Source organism: Duganella phyllosphaerae (assembly GCF_001758785.1).
Classification (GTDB): domain Bacteria; phylum Pseudomonadota; class Gammaproteobacteria; order Burkholderiales; family Burkholderiaceae_D; genus Rugamonas; species Rugamonas phyllosphaerae.
Map to the genome: position 1 here is coordinate 112,373 of NZ_LROM01000087.1, position 17,006 is coordinate 129,378.

At 63.6% G+C, this 17,006-nt stretch carries 17 protein-coding genes; 10 read left to right on the forward strand and 7 right to left on the reverse strand.

What is annotated here, in order from left to right; all coding sequences use genetic code 11:
* Window positions 1–66 precede the first annotated feature (66 nt).
* On the reverse strand, window positions 67–2,493 hold the full coding sequence (locus tag DUPY_RS13450; protein ID WP_070248810.1) for a TonB-dependent receptor: 2,427 nt from the start codon (window positions 2,491–2,493) through the stop codon (window positions 67–69).
* Between the two features lie 163 nt (window positions 2,494–2,656).
* Here DUPY_RS13450 and DUPY_RS13455 point away from each other — a divergent pair, with 163 nt between their 5' ends.
* Together DUPY_RS13455 and DUPY_RS13460 are read left to right on the forward strand one after the other, a co-directional pair.
* Window positions 2,657–2,980, forward strand: coding sequence for a hypothetical protein (locus tag DUPY_RS13455; protein ID WP_070248812.1), 324 nt, complete (start codon window positions 2,657–2,659; stop codon window positions 2,978–2,980).
* Window positions 2,977–3,963 carry a bile acid:sodium symporter family protein gene (locus DUPY_RS13460; RefSeq protein WP_070248814.1) on the forward strand — a complete coding sequence of 329 codons (987 nt, stop codon included), beginning with the start codon at window positions 2,977–2,979 and terminating at the stop codon, window positions 3,961–3,963. The genes DUPY_RS13455 and DUPY_RS13460 overlap by 4 nt, the downstream gene beginning before the upstream one ends.
* Before the next feature lie 3 nt (window positions 3,964–3,966).
* On the opposite strand, the gene hslO is transcribed toward DUPY_RS13460, so the two are convergent.
* Window positions 3,967–4,920: an Hsp33 family molecular chaperone HslO gene (gene hslO / locus DUPY_RS13465; RefSeq protein ID WP_070248816.1), complete on the reverse strand. Its 954-nt coding sequence runs from the start codon at window positions 4,918–4,920 to the stop codon at window positions 3,967–3,969.
* 178 nt (window positions 4,921–5,098) lie between these two features.
* Here hslO and DUPY_RS13470 point away from each other — a divergent pair, with 178 nt between their 5' ends.
* The 8 genes from DUPY_RS13470 to bamC all read left to right on the forward strand — a co-directional run bounded on the left by DUPY_RS13470 (window position 5,099) and on the right by bamC (window position 12,054).
* The gene (locus DUPY_RS13470) at window positions 5,099–5,983 is read left to right on the forward strand and encodes an alpha/beta fold hydrolase (protein ID WP_070248941.1); all 885 of its coding nucleotides are present in this window, start codon (window positions 5,099–5,101) and stop codon (window positions 5,981–5,983) included.
* A gap of 46 nt (window positions 5,984–6,029) precedes the next feature.
* Window positions 6,030–6,863 carry a 3',5'-nucleoside bisphosphate phosphatase gene (locus DUPY_RS13475; protein ID WP_070248818.1) on the forward strand — a complete coding sequence of 278 codons (834 nt, stop codon included), beginning with the start codon at window positions 6,030–6,032 and terminating at the stop codon, window positions 6,861–6,863.
* Between the two features lie 87 nt (window positions 6,864–6,950).
* Complete coding sequence (gene htpX / locus DUPY_RS13480; protein ID WP_070248821.1) at window positions 6,951–7,829, forward strand: protease HtpX; 879 nt, start codon at window positions 6,951–6,953, stop codon at window positions 7,827–7,829.
* Window positions 7,830–7,843: 14 nt separating this feature from the next.
* Complete coding sequence (locus DUPY_RS13485) at window positions 7,844–8,467, forward strand: L-threonylcarbamoyladenylate synthase (RefSeq protein WP_070248822.1); 624 nt, start codon at window positions 7,844–7,846, stop codon at window positions 8,465–8,467.
* Window positions 8,468–8,557: 90 nt separating this feature from the next.
* On the forward strand, window positions 8,558–9,232 hold the full coding sequence (locus DUPY_RS13490; RefSeq protein ID WP_070248824.1) for a site-2 protease family protein: 675 nt from the start codon (window positions 8,558–8,560) through the stop codon (window positions 9,230–9,232).
* A 33-nt stretch (window positions 9,233–9,265) separates the two neighbouring features.
* A complete protein-coding gene (locus DUPY_RS13495; protein WP_070248826.1) occupies window positions 9,266–9,814 on the forward strand; it encodes a class I SAM-dependent methyltransferase in 549 nt (182 codons plus the stop codon).
* A 106-nt stretch (window positions 9,815–9,920) separates the two neighbouring features.
* Window positions 9,921–10,796, forward strand: coding sequence for a 4-hydroxy-tetrahydrodipicolinate synthase (dapA, locus tag DUPY_RS13500; RefSeq protein WP_070248828.1), 876 nt, complete (start codon window positions 9,921–9,923; stop codon window positions 10,794–10,796).
* 67 nt (window positions 10,797–10,863) lie between these two features.
* Window positions 10,864–12,054 (forward strand): NlpB/DapX family lipoprotein, encoded by a 1,191-nt coding sequence (bamC, locus tag DUPY_RS13505; protein ID WP_070248830.1) that lies wholly within the window; start codon window positions 10,864–10,866, stop codon window positions 12,052–12,054.
* Window positions 12,055–12,184: 130 nt separating this feature from the next.
* Here bamC and DUPY_RS27225 read toward each other — a convergent pair whose 3' ends face one another.
* From DUPY_RS27225 to DUPY_RS13525, 5 genes are all read right to left on the reverse strand, one after another.
* The gene (locus DUPY_RS27225) at window positions 12,185–12,439 is read right to left on the reverse strand and encodes a hypothetical protein (protein ID WP_071651632.1); all 255 of its coding nucleotides are present in this window, start codon (window positions 12,437–12,439) and stop codon (window positions 12,185–12,187) included.
* Between the two features lie 379 nt (window positions 12,440–12,818).
* Window positions 12,819–13,805 carry a proline dehydrogenase family protein gene (locus tag DUPY_RS13510; protein ID WP_070248831.1) on the reverse strand — a complete coding sequence of 329 codons (987 nt, stop codon included), beginning with the start codon at window positions 13,803–13,805 and terminating at the stop codon, window positions 12,819–12,821.
* Window positions 13,805–14,926, reverse strand: coding sequence for a cupin domain-containing protein (locus DUPY_RS13515; protein WP_070248834.1), 1,122 nt, complete (start codon window positions 14,924–14,926; stop codon window positions 13,805–13,807). Before DUPY_RS13515 ends, DUPY_RS13510 begins: the two co-directional genes overlap by 1 nt.
* A gap of 53 nt (window positions 14,927–14,979) precedes the next feature.
* On the reverse strand, window positions 14,980–15,747 hold the full coding sequence (locus DUPY_RS13520) for an ABC transporter permease (protein WP_070248835.1): 768 nt from the start codon (window positions 15,745–15,747) through the stop codon (window positions 14,980–14,982).
* 15 nt (window positions 15,748–15,762) lie between these two features.
* Entirely contained in the window at window positions 15,763–17,001 is a 1,239-nt protein-coding gene (locus DUPY_RS13525; protein ID WP_070248836.1) for an ABC transporter substrate-binding protein, read from the reverse strand.
* Window positions 17,002–17,006 lie beyond the last annotated feature (5 nt).

Here is a 17,006-nt window from a genome sequence, read left to right on the forward strand (position 1 = left end):
GGACATCAGGAGCCTGTCCGGAGTAAGCCGCGCCGGCACAACTGCCCGGCAGCGGCATGGTAAAAATCAGAAGTCTGCCATCAACGTCAGGAAGCCCTGGCGCGGTGCGATCGGAAAGGTATTGTACGTGCCGCTGGCCGCGCCGACTACAACGTTGAGGTCGCCCTTTTTGTCAGCCAGGTTGCTGACGTTCAGACGGTAGCGCGCATTCTTGATCCAGTTGCTGTTCAGGAAGGGCAGCTTGCCCGACACGCCCAGGCTCATCAGGAAGTAGCTCTTCACCGCCAGGTCGTTGGTGTAGGTGGCGTAGCGCTTGCCCACGTAGTCGCCGATCAGCTGGAACTCGGTGTCGGCCACGGTGGCGGTCGCAACGAACTTGTTCATCCATTCCGGGCTGCCGGGGATGCTCTTGCCGGCGGTCGGTACCACGGCGGCACCGTTGCTGTAGTTGTCCTGGTACTCGGAGCGGTTGTACGACAGCGCGTTGTAGAACGAGAAGCCGCGGCCGAAGTGCAGCGTGCCCGACAGGTCGACACCGTCGGTCTTGACGCTGCCGACGTTGGCCAGCACCGGGTTGCCGCCGATGATGGACGTGATCACCGGCGTCGGGCTGATGGTCAGCAGGCGGTCCTTGAAGTTGACGTGGTACAGGTTGACCTGGCCGTCGAAGCCCGTGATCGCGCCCCAGTTCAGCTGGCGGTTGGTGCGCAGGCCCGCTTCATAGGTGACCGAGGTTTCCGGCTTGGCCGTATCGCGGAACAGGTCGAACGCGGGCTGGCTGGCCAGGCTCCACGGCGACGCGCCACCGCCACCGTAGGTGACGAACTGGCGCATGTTTTTCTGCACGTTGAAGAACATCTGGTCGTGCGCGGTGATGTCCCAGCGCGCACCCAGTTGCGGCAGGAACCATTTCTTGGTCTCGATCTTGCCCACTGGCAGGGCGGTGGAACCGTTGGCGATGGCGCCCAGTTTCGGCTGCACCGGGAACTGGCCGTCGGCAAACTGCAGGCTCGACTTGAAGCCGGCCTGCAGCGCGATATCGTCGCGCACGCGCCATTCGTCTTGCAGGTGCAGTTGTACGACCTTGTTGTCGATCTCGCTGCCGTACTGGGTGATCAACGGATTGCTCGGACGGTCGTATGGCGAGCTCGGGTTGTTCACGTCGAACGCATACCAGCGGCGGTACGCTTCCGAGCGGTTGCGCTCGAACCAGAGGCCCGCTTGCAGCTTGTGGTTGCCGATCTCGCTGCGCACGGTGGACAGCCAGCCGGCGCGGTTGATCTTGTACTCGGTGGTGCGGGTGGCGTAACCGGAGCCGCCAAACACCTGTTTCAAGTCCTGGCCCGGGAAGTACACCGAGAACAGGCCCGGCAAGCCGGCCACGCCGATTGGGCCGGCCACCACGCCCACGCCATCGTCATTGTGGTAGTACACCTGGTTGGACCAGGTGGTGTTGTCGCTCACGTTCATGTCGAACTTGGCGTAGGTCAGGTAGTCGGTGCGCTGGGCGTCGCCGTAATAGTTGCGGTAGTTGTTGCCGTCGGCTGCGGGCGTGGCGCCGGTGGGCGACAGGTAGTTCAGCGCCTGCTGGAAGTTCGGGTACATGAACGGGCGCGTGTAAGGCTGGTATTTCTCGGTGGCCGAGCGCACGGTGCTGTCCTCGTTTGGCTCGATCTTGTCCGAGTAGTTGAGGAACAGGGTCAGCTTGCCCAGGCTGCCCTGGTTGACGTACTTGGCGTTGAACTGGTCGCCGCCCTGGCGCGCGTCGAAGTCCCACGCTCTCTGTTCGTGGTGTACCGCCGAAATATACGCGCTGCTGCCATCGCCGAAGGCGCCGGTGTCGTAACGCACGAAGGTGCGCGACGTGGTGTGGCTGCCCACGGTTTGCTGGACGGCCAGGTTGCGCGCCTGGGTGGGGTCGCTCGAGAAGGTCTCGATGGTGCCGCCCAGGTTGCTGGTGGACGCGGTGGCCAGGTCGCCGGCGCCCGACGACAGGATCACGCTGCCGACGTTTTCGCTGATCACGGCGCGCTGTGGCGACAGGCCGTTGTAGTTGCCGTATTGCTGGTCGCCGAGCGGCACGCCGTCCATGGTGTAGCCCAGCTGCGGGCCGGAAAAACCGTGGATGAACAGCGACAGGTTCTGTTCGTTGTTACCCCACGGATCGGCGGTCTGGAAGCTGACGCCGGGCAGGGTTTGCAGCGCCTTCAGCGGGTTGATGCCTGGCAGGATTTTCTGCATATCGCTCTTGGTCATCTCGACCGAGGAGCGGGTTTTGCGGCTCGCTACTTCCACGGTGGCGATCGGCGCGCCGGCGGCGCCTACGGTGACAGCGTCCGCTTCAGCAGCAGCAGGGGTAGTAGCAGCTGCAGCTGCAGCAGGCGCATCGGCCATCTCGGCAACGGCGGCGGCAACGTTGGCGGCCATGGCCAGCATCGGGAGACTCAACGCAATAAAACACACCGAGCGCACTGCGGATAATTTCTTGTTCATGTTTACCTTGTAGCCAGTTTAAGTGAATCGCAACGTGGCGCATCATAGGTTTTGAGTGTGACCGCGTGATGACCGCTCGGTGACGGCTCAGTGACCGCTCAGTGACCGCAAAAATGGCGGGGCTGGTACACTGTGCTCAACGGAAATAACCAGGAATCACACCATGCGTATCCCCGCCGTTCTTGCCGTCCTGGCGCTGGCGTTGTCACTCGGAGGCTGCTACACCGCCAACCAGGGCAAGCTGGGCAACTTCGTCACGTCCACCATCGCGCCGGGCATGTCCCTCGACGAGGCGCTGGTGCGCATGCGCGCCGAGCAGTTCGACTGCCAGAGCAGCAGCGCCGGCACGCTCACCGCGTGCACCCGCACCCAGTACAGCCTCACGCGCGGCGAGTGCCTGGAGCGGGTGGACCTGGTGCGCAGCCCGTCGTCGGTACGCATCGTCGGCGGCATCGACATCCTTGCCATCAAATGTTCGAGAAAATGAGTCGTCCGAAATACCTCCCCGATCACTTCACGCTGGCCATGCTCGTCACGGTCGCCGCCGCCAGCCTGTTTCCCTGTACCGGCCAGGCCGCCGTGGTGTTCGACAACGTCACCCAAGCGGCCGTGTGCCTGCTGTTCTTCCTGCACGGCGCCAAGCTCTCGCGCGAGGCGGTGGTGGCCGGCATCACGCACTGGCGCCTGCACCTGCTGGTGCTGCTGTGCACGTTCGCGCTGTTCCCGCTGCTGGGCCTGGGCTTGCGGCCGCTGCTCGAACCGCTGGTCACGCCCGACCTGTACCTGGGGATTTTGTTCCTGTGCATGTTGCCGTCCACGGTGCAGTCGTCGATCGCCTTCACGGCCGCTGCGCGCGGCAATGTGCCGGCTGCCATTTGCAGCGCTTCAGCTTCCAACCTGCTGGGGATATTCATGACGCCGCTGCTGGTCGGCCTGTTGACCAGTGCCCAGATGCAGGGCGGTTCGTCGCTCGAATCGTTCGTCCAGATCGCCACCCAGCTGCTGCTGCCGTTCATTGCCGGCCAGGTGGCGCGGCGCTGGATCGGCGCCTGGGTCGAGCGCAACAAGGCCATCACCCGGCTGGTGGACCAGGGTTCGATTTTGCTGGTGGTGTACACGGCGTTCAGCGAAGCGGTGGGGCAGGGCTTGTGGCACCAGGTCTCCGGCCGGTCACTGGCCGGGTTGCTGCTGATCGACGTGATCCTGCTGGGGCTGGTGATGTTCACGGCTGCCAAACTGAGCCGCAAGCTGGGCTTCAGCCGCGAGGACCGGATTGCAATCGTGTTCTGCGGGTCGAAAAAGAGCCTGGCCAGCGGGGTGCCGATGGCCAAGGTGCTGTTCGCGGGAGGAACGCTGGGGGCGGTGGTGTTGCCGCTGATGCTGTTCCATCAGTTGCAGTTGATGGTGTGCGCGGTGCTGGCGCAGCGGTATGCCAGCTCGGCCGACCCCGCAGAGCCAGCCAAGCCTTAGGGGTTATTGCTTGAGGTCGGCCGGTGGCAGCAAGGCTTCCACCGGCGCATCGGTGGCGAACAGCTGGGCCACGTCCACCTTGTCGTAGTCGTAGTGCTGGCCGCAGAAGTCGCAGTTCACGCCCACGTGGCCTTGCTCTTCCACCACGCTGTCGATTTCCGCCTGGCCCAGCATTTTGAGCATATTGCCCACTTTTTCGCGGGTGCAGTTGCAGTGGAAGGTCGGCGTGAGCGGTTCGAACACGCGGATCGTCTCTTCCCAGAACAGGCGCTGCATCAGCACGTCCACCGTGGTCTCCAGCATTTCCTGTTCCTTCAGCGTGCCACCGAGCATGACGGCGCGGTTCCAGGTCTCCAGCGCTTCGTCGGCCGACAGCGGTTCCACGCCGGCCTTGCCGCCGTGGTCAGGCAGCTTTTGCAGCAGCAGCCCGCGCGAGGTGGTGTCGTCGGTGGCCAGCCACAGCTTGGTATCGAGCTGTTCCGAGCGCAACATATAATTTTCGATGACAGTCGCCACGTCCTCGCCGTCCAGTGGCACGATGCCCTGGTACGGCTGCTGGCCCGGCACCTTGTCGGCCGGGTCGAGGGTGATGATGAAGCGGCCGTTGCCGGTAGCGTTGAGCAGCGAGGCCAGCGAGGCGTCGGCGGCGATCACGGCGTCGGGCGCCAGCTTGGCGGTGGCGCGCAGGCGCAGGTCGGAGTCGCACTCGACCACCAGCAGGCGCACCGGGCCGTCACCATGGATCTGCATGATGATCGAACCGTTGAACTTGAGATTGGCCGACAGCAGCGCCGCCGCACTGACCATCTGGCCCAGCAGCTTTTTCACCGGCGCCGGGTATTCGTGGCGCGCCAGCACCTCGCGCCACGTGGCCGAGATGTCGATGAACTGGCCGCGCACGGCAGCGTTGTCGAAAATGAATTTCTGCAGGGTGTCCTGGGACAGGGTAGTGCTCATATGGGGTTCCAATCTGTTTTGGCGGTGTATAGGCATGGCCACGATAACCCGCTATTTTACGCCTGCACGGGGCCTGCACGTGCGGCGAACGGTCGTGCTATTATTTTGTTTGTTCAACTGTCTGCGGCCAGCAATCACCTGATGTTGCGCCGTGTTCGCTAATTTCAAGGCATACATCATGATCCTCACGCCGTCGCGCTCCGAAATGCTTACCATCCGCGGCCTGCGCTGCCATGTGCGCCACTGGGGCAGGGACGGGGCGCCGAAGATCTTCATGATGCATGGCTGGATGGACGTAGGCGCGTCGTTCCAGTTCGTGGTCGATGCCTTGCAGGGCGACTGGCACGTGATCGCCCCGGACTGGCGCGGCTTTGGCCTGTCGGCGCGCAGTGGCGCCGATACCTACTGGTTCCCCGACTACCTGGCCGACCTCGACGCCATTCTGCGCCATTATGCGCCGGGCCAGGCCGTCAACCTGCTGGGCCACAGCATGGGCGGCAATGTCGTCGGCCTGTACGCCGGTGCGCGGCCCGAGCGCATCCGCAAGCTGATCAACCTCGAGGGCGCGGGCCTGCGCGCGCCGCGCCCGGAGCAAACCCCGGGCCGCTACGCCCAGTGGCTCGACGGCCTGCTGGAAAAACCGGAGTTGCGCAGCTATGCTACCCAGTCAGCCGTGGCAGCACGCCTGCAAAAGACCAACCCGCGCCTCTCGGACGAGCGCGCCGCCTTCCTGGCGCAGCACTGGTCGGCGCAAAACGACGTGGGCCAGTGGGAAATTCTTGGCGACCCCGTTCACAAGCAGGCCGGTCCCTTGCCATACCACGTGGAAGATATCCTGGCGTGCTGGGACGCGATCACCGCGCCGGTGCTGTGGGTGGAGGCCGACCAGACCAATATGTGGGACTGGCTGGGCGCGCAGCCGAAGGGGCGGGTGGAGCTCGACCGCCGCCTGGGCCACTTGCGCAATCTGCGCCGCGAAACCATCGTCGGCGCCGGCCACATGTTGCACCATGATCAGCCGGTGGCGCTGGCGCGCCTGATCGAGGATTTCCTCCAAGATTAAATCGCAGGCAGCGTACAATGGAGGCTTAATCGACCCCGAAAATATCATGCTCAAAGTTGACCTGCACTGCCATTCCAACGTTTCCGACGGCGTCATGACGCCCGAGGCCGTGGCTGCGTACGCGCGCCAGGCCGGCGTGGACGTGTGGGCGCTGACCGACCACGACGAAGTGGGCGGCATTGCGGCCGCGCGCGTGGCGGCAGAAGAGCAGGGCATGCGCTTTATCACCGGCGTGGAAATCTCGATCACCTGGGCCAGGGAAACCGTGCACATCGTCGGCCTCAATATCGACGAACACCATCCCGAGCTCACCGCCGGCCTGGCCCGCACCCGTTCCGGGCGCGACAACCGCGCCCGCGAAATTTCGCGCCAGCTGGCGTTGGCCGGCATCGACGGCGCTTACGAGGGCGCGCTGAAATTCGTCGGCAACCCGGACCTGATGTCGCGCACCCATTTTGCCCGTTACCTGGTCGAGACCGGCGCCTGCGCGAATATCCCGGAAGTGTTCCGCAAGTATTTATCGGAAGGCCGGCCCGGCTATGTGCCGCATTCGTGGGGCACCTTGGCCGAAAGCGTGGGCTGGATCCGCGCGGCTGGCGGCGTGGCCGTGATCGCCCACCCGGGCCGCTACAAGTTCACCCAGCTGGCCCAGGGCCAGTTGTTCGACGAATTCAAGCAGCTCGGTGGCGTCGCCATCGAAGTGGTCACCGGCAGCCACACGCCGGACCAGTATCCCGAGTACGCGCAACTGGCCAATTATTATGGCTTCCTGGCCTCGCGCGGGTCCGATTTCCATGCGCCGGGCGAGTCGCGCGTGGATTTCGCGGCATTGCCGCCGTTGCCGGCCAATGTCACACCGGTCTGGCACGACTGGTTCTGACAGCTTTAAGCTTCAGCCTCTTGAATTTGCGATACTCCGGTCATACATTATGATCTGGGCAATCTTGTCCGCACGGAGAACTATCCCATGAAACGCATCGTCCTGTTTATCGCCACCAACCTCGCTGTGCTGCTGGTGCTGTCCATTGTCCTGTCGCTGCTGGGCATCGGCCGTCCCGGCGCGGGCAACACGCTGGAACTGGGCAGCCTGCTGGCGTTTTCGCTGGTGGTGGGCTTTACCGGCGCGATCTTTTCGCTGTTGATCAGCAAACCGATGGCCAAGTGGTCCACCGGCGCGCGCGTGATCGACCAGCCGGCTAACGCCACCGAGGCATGGCTGGTCAATACCGTGCGCCAATTGTCCGAGCGCGCCGGTATCGGCATGCCGCAAGTAGCCGTCTATCCGGGCGAGCCGAACGCGTTCGCGACTGGCGCCTTTAAAAACTCGGCGCTGGTGGCCGTTTCCACAGGCCTGCTCGAAAGCATGAACCAGCAGGAAGTGGAGGCCGTGCTGGGCCACGAGGTGGCCCACATCGCCAACGGCGACATGGTGACCATGACGCTGATCCAGGGCGTGGTCAACACCTTCGTGGTGTTCCTGGCGCGCATCGTCGGCTTCTTTGTCGACAAGGTGCTGCTGAAAAACACCGAGCGCCAGGGCGTGGGCATCGGCTACATGGCCACCGTGTTCGTGTGCGAGCTGATTTTCGGCCTGGCCGCTTCGCTGATCGTGGCCTGGTTCTCGCGCCAGCGCGAATTCCGCGCCGATGCCGGCTCGGCCAAGCTGCTGGGCAGCACCATGCCGATGCAGCACGCGCTGGCCCGGCTGAACGGCGTGCCGCCCGGCGCCTTGCCGCAATCGATCGCGGCGGCCGGCATTACCAGTGGCCGTGGCTGGAGCGCGCTGTTCTCCACCCACCCGCCCTTCGAACAACGTATTGCCGCGCTGCAAAATCTGCGCGCCTGAACTGCTGATCACTTATGAGCCAATTTTTCCAGATCCATCCCGACAACCCGCAGGTCCGCCTGATCAAGCAGGCGGCGCAAATCATCCACGGCGGCGGCATCGTCGCGGTGCCGACCGATTCCTGCTATGCGCTGGTATGCCACCTGGACGACAAGGGCGCGGTCGAACGGTTGCGCCGCCTGCGCGGCATCGACGAGAAACACCATCTCACTTTGCTGTGCCGCGATTTGAGCGAGCTGGGCGTGTATGCGCGCGTCGATAACCGCCAGTTCCGCCTGCTGAAAGCCGCCACGCCCGGCCCGTTTACCTTCATTCTCGAAGCCACCAAGGTGGTGCCGCGCCGCTTGAGCCATCCGTCGCGCAAGACCATCGGCTTGCGCGTGCCGGAAGACGCCATCATCAACGCCTTGCTGGCCGAGCTGGGCCAGCCGCTGCTCGGCACCACCCTGATCATGCCGGGCGAGACCGAGGCGCTCAACGACGCCGACACCATTTGCGAGCGCCTCGGCAAGCAGCTGGAACTGGTGATCGACGGCGGCGCCTGCAGCATGGAACCGACCACCGTGATCGACCTGACCGGCGCTGAGCCCGAACTGGTGCGCCAGGGCCGGGGCGATGCTTCCGTGTTCGGGATCTGATCGCCGCTGCCCCGGGCTGTACTGTTCACCGCGCGCCGGCCCCGGCCGGCGTACCGATCCTTCACGCCGCCTCTGGTAGAATCATGCCCCATGGACATTGACAGCATCATCCAGACCGCCACGGTCTACGCCATTCCGGTCCTCTTTGCGATCTCCCTGCACGAAGCGGCCCACGGCTACGTGGCCCGTTACTTCGGCGACTCCACGGCAGCCGACATGGGGCGCCTGAGCTTGAATCCTGCGCGCCACATCCACCCATTTGGCACAATTTTATTGCCGCTGGGACTGGCTTTTCTCGGACTTCCACCGCTGGGCTACGCCAGGCCGGTACCGGTCGATTACGAGCGACTGCGCAATCCCAAGAAGCAAATGGCCTTCGTGGCCGCCGCCGGACCGGGCGCCAATTTTGTCATGGGGTTCGGCTGGACCGTGCTGTGGGTGGTGCTGATGCTTGGGTTTGGCCAGGGCCGGGAAGATTTCTTTGTCAAGATGGCCGAGGCGGGTGTGCTGGTCAATGCCGCCATGTGCGTGTTCAACCTGATTCCATTACCACCGCTGGACGGCGGCCGCATTGTCACCGGCATCCTGCCCATGCCGTATGCGTATCATTACGCCAAGATCGAGCGGTATGGCGTGGTGGTGTTTATCGCGCTGATCGTCATGCTGCAGTTCGGCCTGCTAACCGGTGTGCTGATGGAATGCATTCTTTTTATACAGCAAATGTTCAAGGTCATGGTGATGCCCCTGGTCGCCATCCTGCGTTGAACCTGATTTGAAGTCCCACCCTGTAAAGACATCATGAGCGAAAACATCTCTCCCTGGGTACAACGCTACGCCCCACTGGTGCCCGGCGGCGAAGTGCTGGACCTCGCGTGCGGCAAGGGCCGCCATTCGCGCCACATGGTCACGCTTGGCCACGCGGTGCTGGCGCTCGATGGCAATCCCGAGGCGCTGCTCGAGGCCGCCGGTCCCGGCATCACCACCACGCCGATCGACCTGGAAGAGGCGGGCGCGGTCTGGCCATTCGGTCCCGAGCGCTTTGCCGGCATCGTGGTGACCAACTACCTGCACCGTCCGCTGCTGGCGGACATGCTGGGCAGCCTGGCGCCGAACGGCGTGCTGATCTACGAAACCTTTGCCGACGGCAATGCCCAGTTCGGCAAGCCGTCGAACCCCGATTTCCTGCTGCAACCGGGTGAATTGCTGGCGCTGGCGCTTGAAAACGGCCTGCGCGTGGTCGCTTTCGAAGACGGCGTCACCCAGCAGCCCAAGCAGGCCATGGTGCAGCGCATCTGCGCCGTCAAGCCCGAGTTTCCGCGGTCTGCGGCGCTGTTGCCGCCATTCTGAGACCTGAGCGTTCACTCGAATTTATGTTTGTAATCGCCGTGAAAAGCACCATACATCCGAGTCATCGTCTACAATCGTTGTTTTAATACTTTATGCAGTTATTCCTATGATCAAGGGCAGCATAGTAGCAATCGTCACCCCGATGCACGCGGACGGCAGTCTGGACTTCGAGGGTTTGAACAAGCTGATCGACTGGCACATTGCCGAAGGCACGAACAGCATCGTCATCGCCGGCACCACCGGCGAATCGGCCACCGTCAGCGTGGAAGAGCACTGCGCGCTGATCAAGGCGACGGTTGCCCATGCCAGGGGCCGCATCCCGATCATCGCCGGCGCCGGTGGCAACTCCACCGCCGAAGCGATCAAGCTGTCCCGCTTTGCCAAGGAAGCCGGCGCCGATGCCACCCTGCAAGTGGTGCCTTACTACAACCGTCCTACGCAAGAGGGCATGTACCAGCACTTCAAGGCGATTGCCGAAGCGGTGGACCTGCCGGTGATCCTGTACAACGTGCCGGGCCGTACTGTGGCCGACATGAGCAACGACACTATCCTGCGCCTGGCAAAAATCTCGAACATAGTCGGCGTGAAAGACGCCACCGGCAATATCGCGCGCGGTTTCGACCTGCTGCGCCTGGCCCCGGCCGACTTTGCCGTGTACTCGGGCGACGACCCCACCGCCATGGCGCTGATGCTCGCTGGTGGCGCCGGCAACATCTCGGTCACCGCCAACGTCATGCCCAAAGCCATGGCGCAGATGTGTGCTGCCGCCATCGCCGGCGATGTCGCCAAGGCCGTCCCACTGAATAATCTGATGTTCCCGCTGCACCAGAAGCTGTTCATCGAACCGAATCCGGTGCCGGTCAAGTGGGCGCTTGCCGAGATGGGCAAAATGCCTGCCGGCATCCGCCTGCCGCTGGTGCCGCTGGCCGACGATTGCCACGAAGCCGTCCGCGCGGCCCTACACGAAGCCGGCGTCCTGTAATTACCCTGGTTCAAAAAAAGCATCCCGTCCCGAATCGCTGGGATTAACTTTTGCTGCATATAAATACATGACTATTCGCAAGACAGCTTTTATTACTTCGCAGCGCGCCCTGGTAACGGGTGCCTTGGTGGCCAGCCTGACCGGTTGCGGCATGATCAACTCGGTCATCGGCAACGACAAGGTCGATTACAAGGGCGCCAAGAAGGCCGTGCCGCTCGACGTACCGCCCGATCTGACGCAACTGCAAAAAGACAGCCGTTACGCCCAGCCCGATTCGACCAACGGCGTGGCTACCGCTTCGGGCTACAACGCCGCGCGTTCGGCTGCTGCCGCAGCCGGTGGCCCGGCCGTGGTGCCTGGCCAGCCGGCCGTGGGCACCGTGGTGCCCACCTCGATCAACGACATCAAGGTGGAACGCGATGGCAACCAGCGCTGGCTGGTAATCAAGCAGACTCCGGAGCAGCTGTGGCCGCAATTGACCCAGTTCTGGGAAGATGCGGGCTTCAAGCTGTCGCAGGAAGTGCCGGCGGCAGGCATCATGGAAACCGACTGGACCGAAAACCGCGCCAAGATTCCGCAGGACTTCATCCGTAACACCATCGGCAAAGTATTCGATTCGGCCTATTCGACCGGTGAGCGCGACAAGTTCCGCACCCGCATCGAACGCCGCGCCGATGGCTCGAGCGAGATCTACATCAGCCACCGCGGCGTGCAGGAAGTGCTGCAAGGCGCGCAAAAGGACACCGCGATCTGGACCTCGCGTCCGAACGATCCGGGCCTCGAGGCGGAATTCCTGGCCAAGCTGATGACCCGCCTGGGCAATGGCGACGACAAGAAAGATGCGCCGAGCGTCAAGACTGCCGTCGATTCGGCCGTGGTGCAACCTCAGCACGCATCCCTGGTCGGCGCCGGCGCCGCCCGCTACGTGCAGGTCGATGAAGGTTTCGACCGCGCCTGGCGCCGCGTGGGCCTGGCGCTGGACCGCGCCGGCTTCACGGTGGAAGACCGCGACCGCACCACCGGCACCTATTTTGTGCGCTACATCGACGATACGGTCGAGAGCAAGGGCTTCTTCGGCAAGTTGTTCAGCTGGGGCTCGTCCTCCGAAGCCGACAAGGAAGCCCAGCGCTACCGCATCCAGGTCAAGGCTGCCGACGGCAATACCAGCGCGGTCACCGTGCTCACCAATGCCGGCGCACCGGAAGCCACCCAGGTCGGCGACAAGATCATGAGCGTGCTGTACGACCAGCTCAAGTAATCCTGGTGCAGTGCAAAAAAACCGGCCTCGCGCCGGTTTTTTTACGTCTCGGATCATCGTCAAGTTCGCCGGTATTAAAACGCGGGCAAAAAAAACCGGCCCGTAGGCCGGTTTTTAGAATGCTGTCGAATTACTTCGAAGCAGCAGCCGAAGCGGCGGTCGAAGCAGCAGCAGCTGCGTCAGCAGCGGCCGAAGCAGCTTGCGAAGCGGCAGCAGCAGCGTCAGCAGCAGCTGGAGCAGCAGCGTCAGCTGGAGCTGGGGTCACAACTGGAGCGGCTTCTGGAGCAGCTACTGGAGCTGGAGCAACAGGAGCTTCTTCTTTTTTCGAGCAAGCGGTCAGAGCAGCTACGGCCAGCAGGGAAGCGATCAGCAGGGATTTTTTCATTTGTTTTCCTTAGTTAATTCAAATTTAAACACAGTGTTGCGATGAATAATTACCGGTAATTATCGCTCATTAGGTCGTCTTCGAAGGCTTTTCGTACCTGAAATGGTGCCTGCCAGACAACGGAAACTTCCTAACCGAATATTATAGCGATTTTTAGTGCGTCGCAATAGGACAACATCCTGTTCGCAGAACAATTTTGCGATATCGCAACATTTCGTTTTAGATCCGCAAAACGCCTGGATCGTGACGTTACCAGCTTTCGCCCGAACATGCGCATTTTACCCGGAACCGGGCCATAGTCCAGCCCAGTTCGTTAGCAATTACGCACTTAATGCAGGACAAATTGTAATAATTCGTAGCCAACGCACATAGCCACGTCTTATTCCCCGGTTTGCATGACGTCGATGACGGCCTGGTACACCCGGATCGGCTCTTCGGCGATGCGGTTGAGCACATATAAAAAGTGCTCGGCGCCGAATACCGCGTATTCGCGGGTAGGGTAGCCGCGCGCGCTCAGATCATCGATTTGTCCGGTACCCAGGCCGATCAGCGATTCGAATTCGTACCAGCGTGGGTCGATCCGTTCCTGCTGGATCAGGGTCACCAGTTCGGCCTGGATGGCGCGGTCGTGGGTGGCAATCGAGCACTTGTGGCCGCTCTCCAGCAAGGTGCGCGCAAAGGCCCGGTAGGCGGCTGCCAGCTCGTCGCTGTTGCGCTGCCATGACTGCTCGTCGGGGTCGAGGTAGGCGCCCTTGACCAGCCGGATGCGGCCCGGCAGCTTCAGCATCGCCGCCAGGTCGGTAGCGGTGCGATGGCGCCGCGCCGGCACCGTGATGCCCACGTTGTGCAAGCCGTCCTGCTGGTGCAGGCGCGTGTAGACCGCGTAGATGTCGTCGGCGCGGTCCACGCCTTCCATCGAGATCATCACCTCGCGGTTGATGGCGGCAGCAGCGAGCGCAATGCGGCGCAAGTTGCGGTAGCCGAGCTCCACGTCCACCAGCGAACCCACGTGCGAGAGGTCGAGCGAGATCGAACAATTGAGGTTGCGCTGGCCGATGCCGGCCACCAAGTCCATGAAGACCCCGGTCTCGGCCATGGCCAGCGCTTCATCGCGTACGCTCTCGCCCATGTAGTCGGCCGACGCCGCATGGCCGCGGGCGATGATGGACTCCACCCGCGCCAGCGCCTGCGCCACGGTCTGGCCGGCCACGTAGCGCTGCGACACCTTGTGCATCAGCGGTTGCAGCAGCGGGTCGTTGCAGAATTTATCCTTGGCCTGCTCGTCGAGGGCCAGCGCCCGCAAGGCGGCCGCCGCCTGGTCCACCAGCGGTTGCCACTGGGCCGGGAAGTTGGGCGGGGCCGACATCAGCCCAGCTCCACCCAGCCGTCCTGGTACCAGGTGTACAGCGCTTCGAGCACGTCATCGGACGCCTTGGCGAACTGTTCGCCGGTCAAGGCGCGTTCGTTGGCCAGCAGTTCGAGGGTAAGCTTGTCGGCCCGGCCCACGCCGAACGATTCGCCGTTGATGAACACGTTCTTGCCGCGATAGAGCATCTGGGTCTTGCGCGACAGGACCAGGCCCTTCTTGGCCACCGCATCGCCGAACTTGCCGAACGTGAGCGGCTTGGCCGGGCCGGTGAAGAACACATTGTGTTTGGGCTCCGACATGTACTCGCCCAGGAAGATGGTGATGTCGTCTTCGGTGAAGCGCACCTTGTTCATCTCTTCGATGATGGTCTCTAACATATCGCGCGGAATCTCGGCCGGCTTGCTGGTCGGTTCCAGTTCCGGATCGGCGTAGCGGCCCGGCAGGTCGATCGAGTCGGCCATGAATTGCAGGAAGCCTTCGCCCAGTTCCTGGTACGACGGCGCGCGGAAGCCGATCGAATAGGTCTGGCAGTCGCCAATGGCCACGCCGTCGTGGGCGTAGTGGGGCGGCAGGTACAACATGTCGCCCGGTTCGAGCACGAATTCTTCGTCGGGCGTGAAGTTGGCGAGGATTTTCAGCGGCAGGCCTTCGATCAGGGTCAGGTCCTTTTGCGGGCCGATGCGCCAGCGGCGCTGGCCTTGCGCCTGCAACAGGAACACGTCGTACGAATCGAAGTGGGGACCGACGCCGCCGCCATCGGTGGCGAAGCTGACCATCAGGTCGTCGAGGCGCGCATCGGGCAGGAAACGGAACTGGCGCAGCAGGGCGTCGGCCTTGGCGTCGAACAGGTTCACGCCCTGGACCAGCATGGTCCATTCGCGCTCGGTGCGGGCCGGCAGGGTTTCCAGCGGGCCGTGCTGCATGTCCCACTGGCCGTCGACGGCCGTGATCAGGCGCGATTCGGCATGGTTGGTGGAGGCCAGCTTGGCCAGTGCGTCGAGCGTCAGCAGCGGCTTGAAGCCGGGGATGGCGTTACGGATCAGCAGGGGCTTTTTGTGCCAGTAGTCGCGCAGGAACTGCGCCGGCGTGATATTGCCGAGGAGAGGTAGTTTTTGCATACGCCATTATAACCAGCCCAGGGCTTGAACTTCACCCCGGGCCGGTCAACGGCCTATCTGGTGTGCAGCCAGCGCGCGTGCGCCCACCGCGCCAGCCAGTCGAGCGCAAAGCCCAACAGGCCGATCAGCACGATCGCCGCCATCAGCTCGTTGTACGCCAGTCGGTCGCGCGCATCGAGGATGAAGTAACCGAGGCCCGCCGACACCCCCAGCATCTCGGCCGGCACCAGCACGATCCAGATGATGCCGATCGCCAGCCGCACGCCGGTCAGGATGTCGGCGGTAATGCCTGGCAGGACCACGCGCAGCACGGTTTCCGTCGGCGTGGCCGACAGGCTGCGCGCCAGCAGCAGCCAGTTGGGATCGAGCCGCGCCACGCCGGTGGCGGTATTGAGCAGGATCGGCCACACGGCCGCAAACGCCAGCAGGAAGTACACGGGCGCGTCGCCCACGCCGAGCGTCATCACCGCCAGCGGCATCCACGACAGCGGCGAGACCATGCGCAGCAGCTGGAACAGCGGCATCAAGGCGGCCGCCACCCGGCGCGAACTGCCCACCAGCACGCCCAGCGGCACGCCGATGGCCACCGCCGCCGCCAGCCCGTAGGCCACCCGCCGCAAACTGAGGCCAATGTCTTGCCAGATGTAGGCGCCAGCAAGTAGCTGGACCAGCGCGCGCAATGCTTCCAGCGGCGCAAACGAGGCCGCAATCGGCGTCTCCTTTTCCAGCGCCGTCACGCCCAGCTGCCACAGCGCCAGCGCCACGCCGAAGCCGGCCAGCGCCAGGGCCGCGCGCGCGGGACGGTTCAACGGTTTTGCCATGCCTGTCGCCATCCCTTAGACCGCCAGCGTTTCGGTGCGCAGCAGGTTGGCCGGCAGGCCGAATGCGCCCGGGCCGCCGACGGCGGTGATCGCCTTGCGCACGAAGCGGTCGTCCACCAGGTCGCGCGCGACAAAGGCCGGATCGAGCTTGGCGAGGAAGCCGGTGTCGCCTTCCAGGCGCGTGGTCTTGAGCGCGCGGACCATCTGCTCGGTGTACGACGCGAACGGATACGGCTGGAAGTCGATGCGGCGCTGGTTCCAGTTCTTGTGGACGATGATGCCGCGCTTCTCGTAGTCGGCATAGTCGGTCACGGTGAGCACCTTCGACAGCACCTGCAGCGCGTGCGGCGTGTAGCGGTGCGAGTCGGTATTCGACAGCAGGCGCGCGGTGTCGAGCTGGTTGGTGCGGGTCCACAGCTGGGCCTTGACGATGGCATTGGTCACGCGCTGCGCCCATTCCGGGCGGGTGTTGATGTCGCGCTCGGACAGGAACGTCACGCAGCACGCATGGTTTTTCCAGACGTCGCCCGAGAAGCGCAAGATCTTGCCCACGCCATTGGTTTCGGCCAGCGCGTTGAACGGCTCGGCCACGATGAAGCCGGCAATCGATTTGCTGGCCAGGGCGGAGACCATCTCGGCTGGCGGCAGCACGACCAGGTTGACTTCCTTCGGGCCGATGCCGCCTTCGCGGCTCTTGCTGACCACCGACAGCCCGGCGCTGCTGAGGATTTGCTGCAGCAGGATGTTGTGGATCGAGTACCAGAACGGAATCGCCACCGTCTTGCCACCGAGGTCGGTGACCTGGTTGATCTCCTTGGCCACCGTCAGCGCCGAGCCGTTGACGTGGTTCCACGCCACCACCTTGGCCGGGAACTTGGCGCCATAGCGTACCGACATGGTGGCCGGCGACAGCAAATGGATCACGTTGACCTGGCCCGAGACGAACGCTTCGACGATCTGCGCCCAGCTGCGGAACAGCCGCGGCGTCTCGGCCTGCAAGCCTTCGGCTTCGAACAGCTTGCGCCCGTGCGCCACCAGCAGCGGCGTGGCGTCGGTGATCGGCAGGTAGCCGATCTTGACCGGCTGGTCGTCGCCCTTGGGCGCCTGCCGCGCCAAGGCGTCGCCGGCAAACAGCAGCGGCGCCGCGCCGGCGGCGGTGCCGAGCGCCGACATGCGCAGGAAATCGCGGCGGGTCATGCCGCAATCGCAGTTGGAGGAAGCGCACAGGTGGATGGATTTGCTGGTATCGGTCATGGAAG

Coding starts and splice junctions, on each gene's coding strand:
- dapA (WP_070248828.1), top strand. CDS start 9,921: ATGATCAAGGGCAGCATAGTAGCAATCGTCACCCCGATGCACGCGGAC.
- DUPY_RS13485 (WP_070248822.1), top strand. CDS start 7,844: ATGAGCCAATTTTTCCAGATCCATCCCGACAACCCGCAGGTCCGCCTG.
- DUPY_RS13495 (WP_070248826.1), top strand. CDS start 9,266: ATGAGCGAAAACATCTCTCCCTGGGTACAACGCTACGCCCCACTGGTG.
- DUPY_RS13470 (WP_070248941.1), top strand. CDS start 5,099: ATGATCCTCACGCCGTCGCGCTCCGAAATGCTTACCATCCGCGGCCTG.
- DUPY_RS13525 (WP_070248836.1), bottom strand. CDS start 17,001: ATGACCGATACCAGCAAATCCATCCACCTGTGCGCTTCCTCCAACTGC.
- DUPY_RS13460 (WP_070248814.1), top strand. CDS start 2,977: ATGAGTCGTCCGAAATACCTCCCCGATCACTTCACGCTGGCCATGCTC.
- bamC (WP_070248830.1), top strand. CDS start 10,864: ATGACTATTCGCAAGACAGCTTTTATTACTTCGCAGCGCGCCCTGGTA.
- DUPY_RS13510 (WP_070248831.1), bottom strand. CDS start 13,805: ATGTCGGCCCCGCCCAACTTCCCGGCCCAGTGGCAACCGCTGGTGGAC.
- hslO (WP_070248816.1), bottom strand. CDS start 4,920: ATGAGCACTACCCTGTCCCAGGACACCCTGCAGAAATTCATTTTCGAC.
- DUPY_RS13450 (WP_070248810.1), bottom strand. CDS start 2,493: ATGAACAAGAAATTATCCGCAGTGCGCTCGGTGTGTTTTATTGCGTTG.
- DUPY_RS13490 (WP_070248824.1), top strand. CDS start 8,558: ATGGACATTGACAGCATCATCCAGACCGCCACGGTCTACGCCATTCCG.
- DUPY_RS13475 (WP_070248818.1), top strand. CDS start 6,030: ATGCTCAAAGTTGACCTGCACTGCCATTCCAACGTTTCCGACGGCGTC.
- DUPY_RS13515 (WP_070248834.1), bottom strand. CDS start 14,926: ATGCAAAAACTACCTCTCCTCGGCAATATCACGCCGGCGCAGTTCCTG.
- DUPY_RS13455 (WP_070248812.1), top strand. CDS start 2,657: ATGCGTATCCCCGCCGTTCTTGCCGTCCTGGCGCTGGCGTTGTCACTC.
- DUPY_RS27225 (WP_071651632.1), bottom strand. CDS start 12,439: ATGAAAAAATCCCTGCTGATCGCTTCCCTGCTGGCCGTAGCTGCTCTG.
- DUPY_RS13520 (WP_070248835.1), bottom strand. CDS start 15,747: ATGGCAAAACCGTTGAACCGTCCCGCGCGCGCGGCCCTGGCGCTGGCC.
- htpX (WP_070248821.1), top strand. CDS start 6,951: ATGAAACGCATCGTCCTGTTTATCGCCACCAACCTCGCTGTGCTGCTG.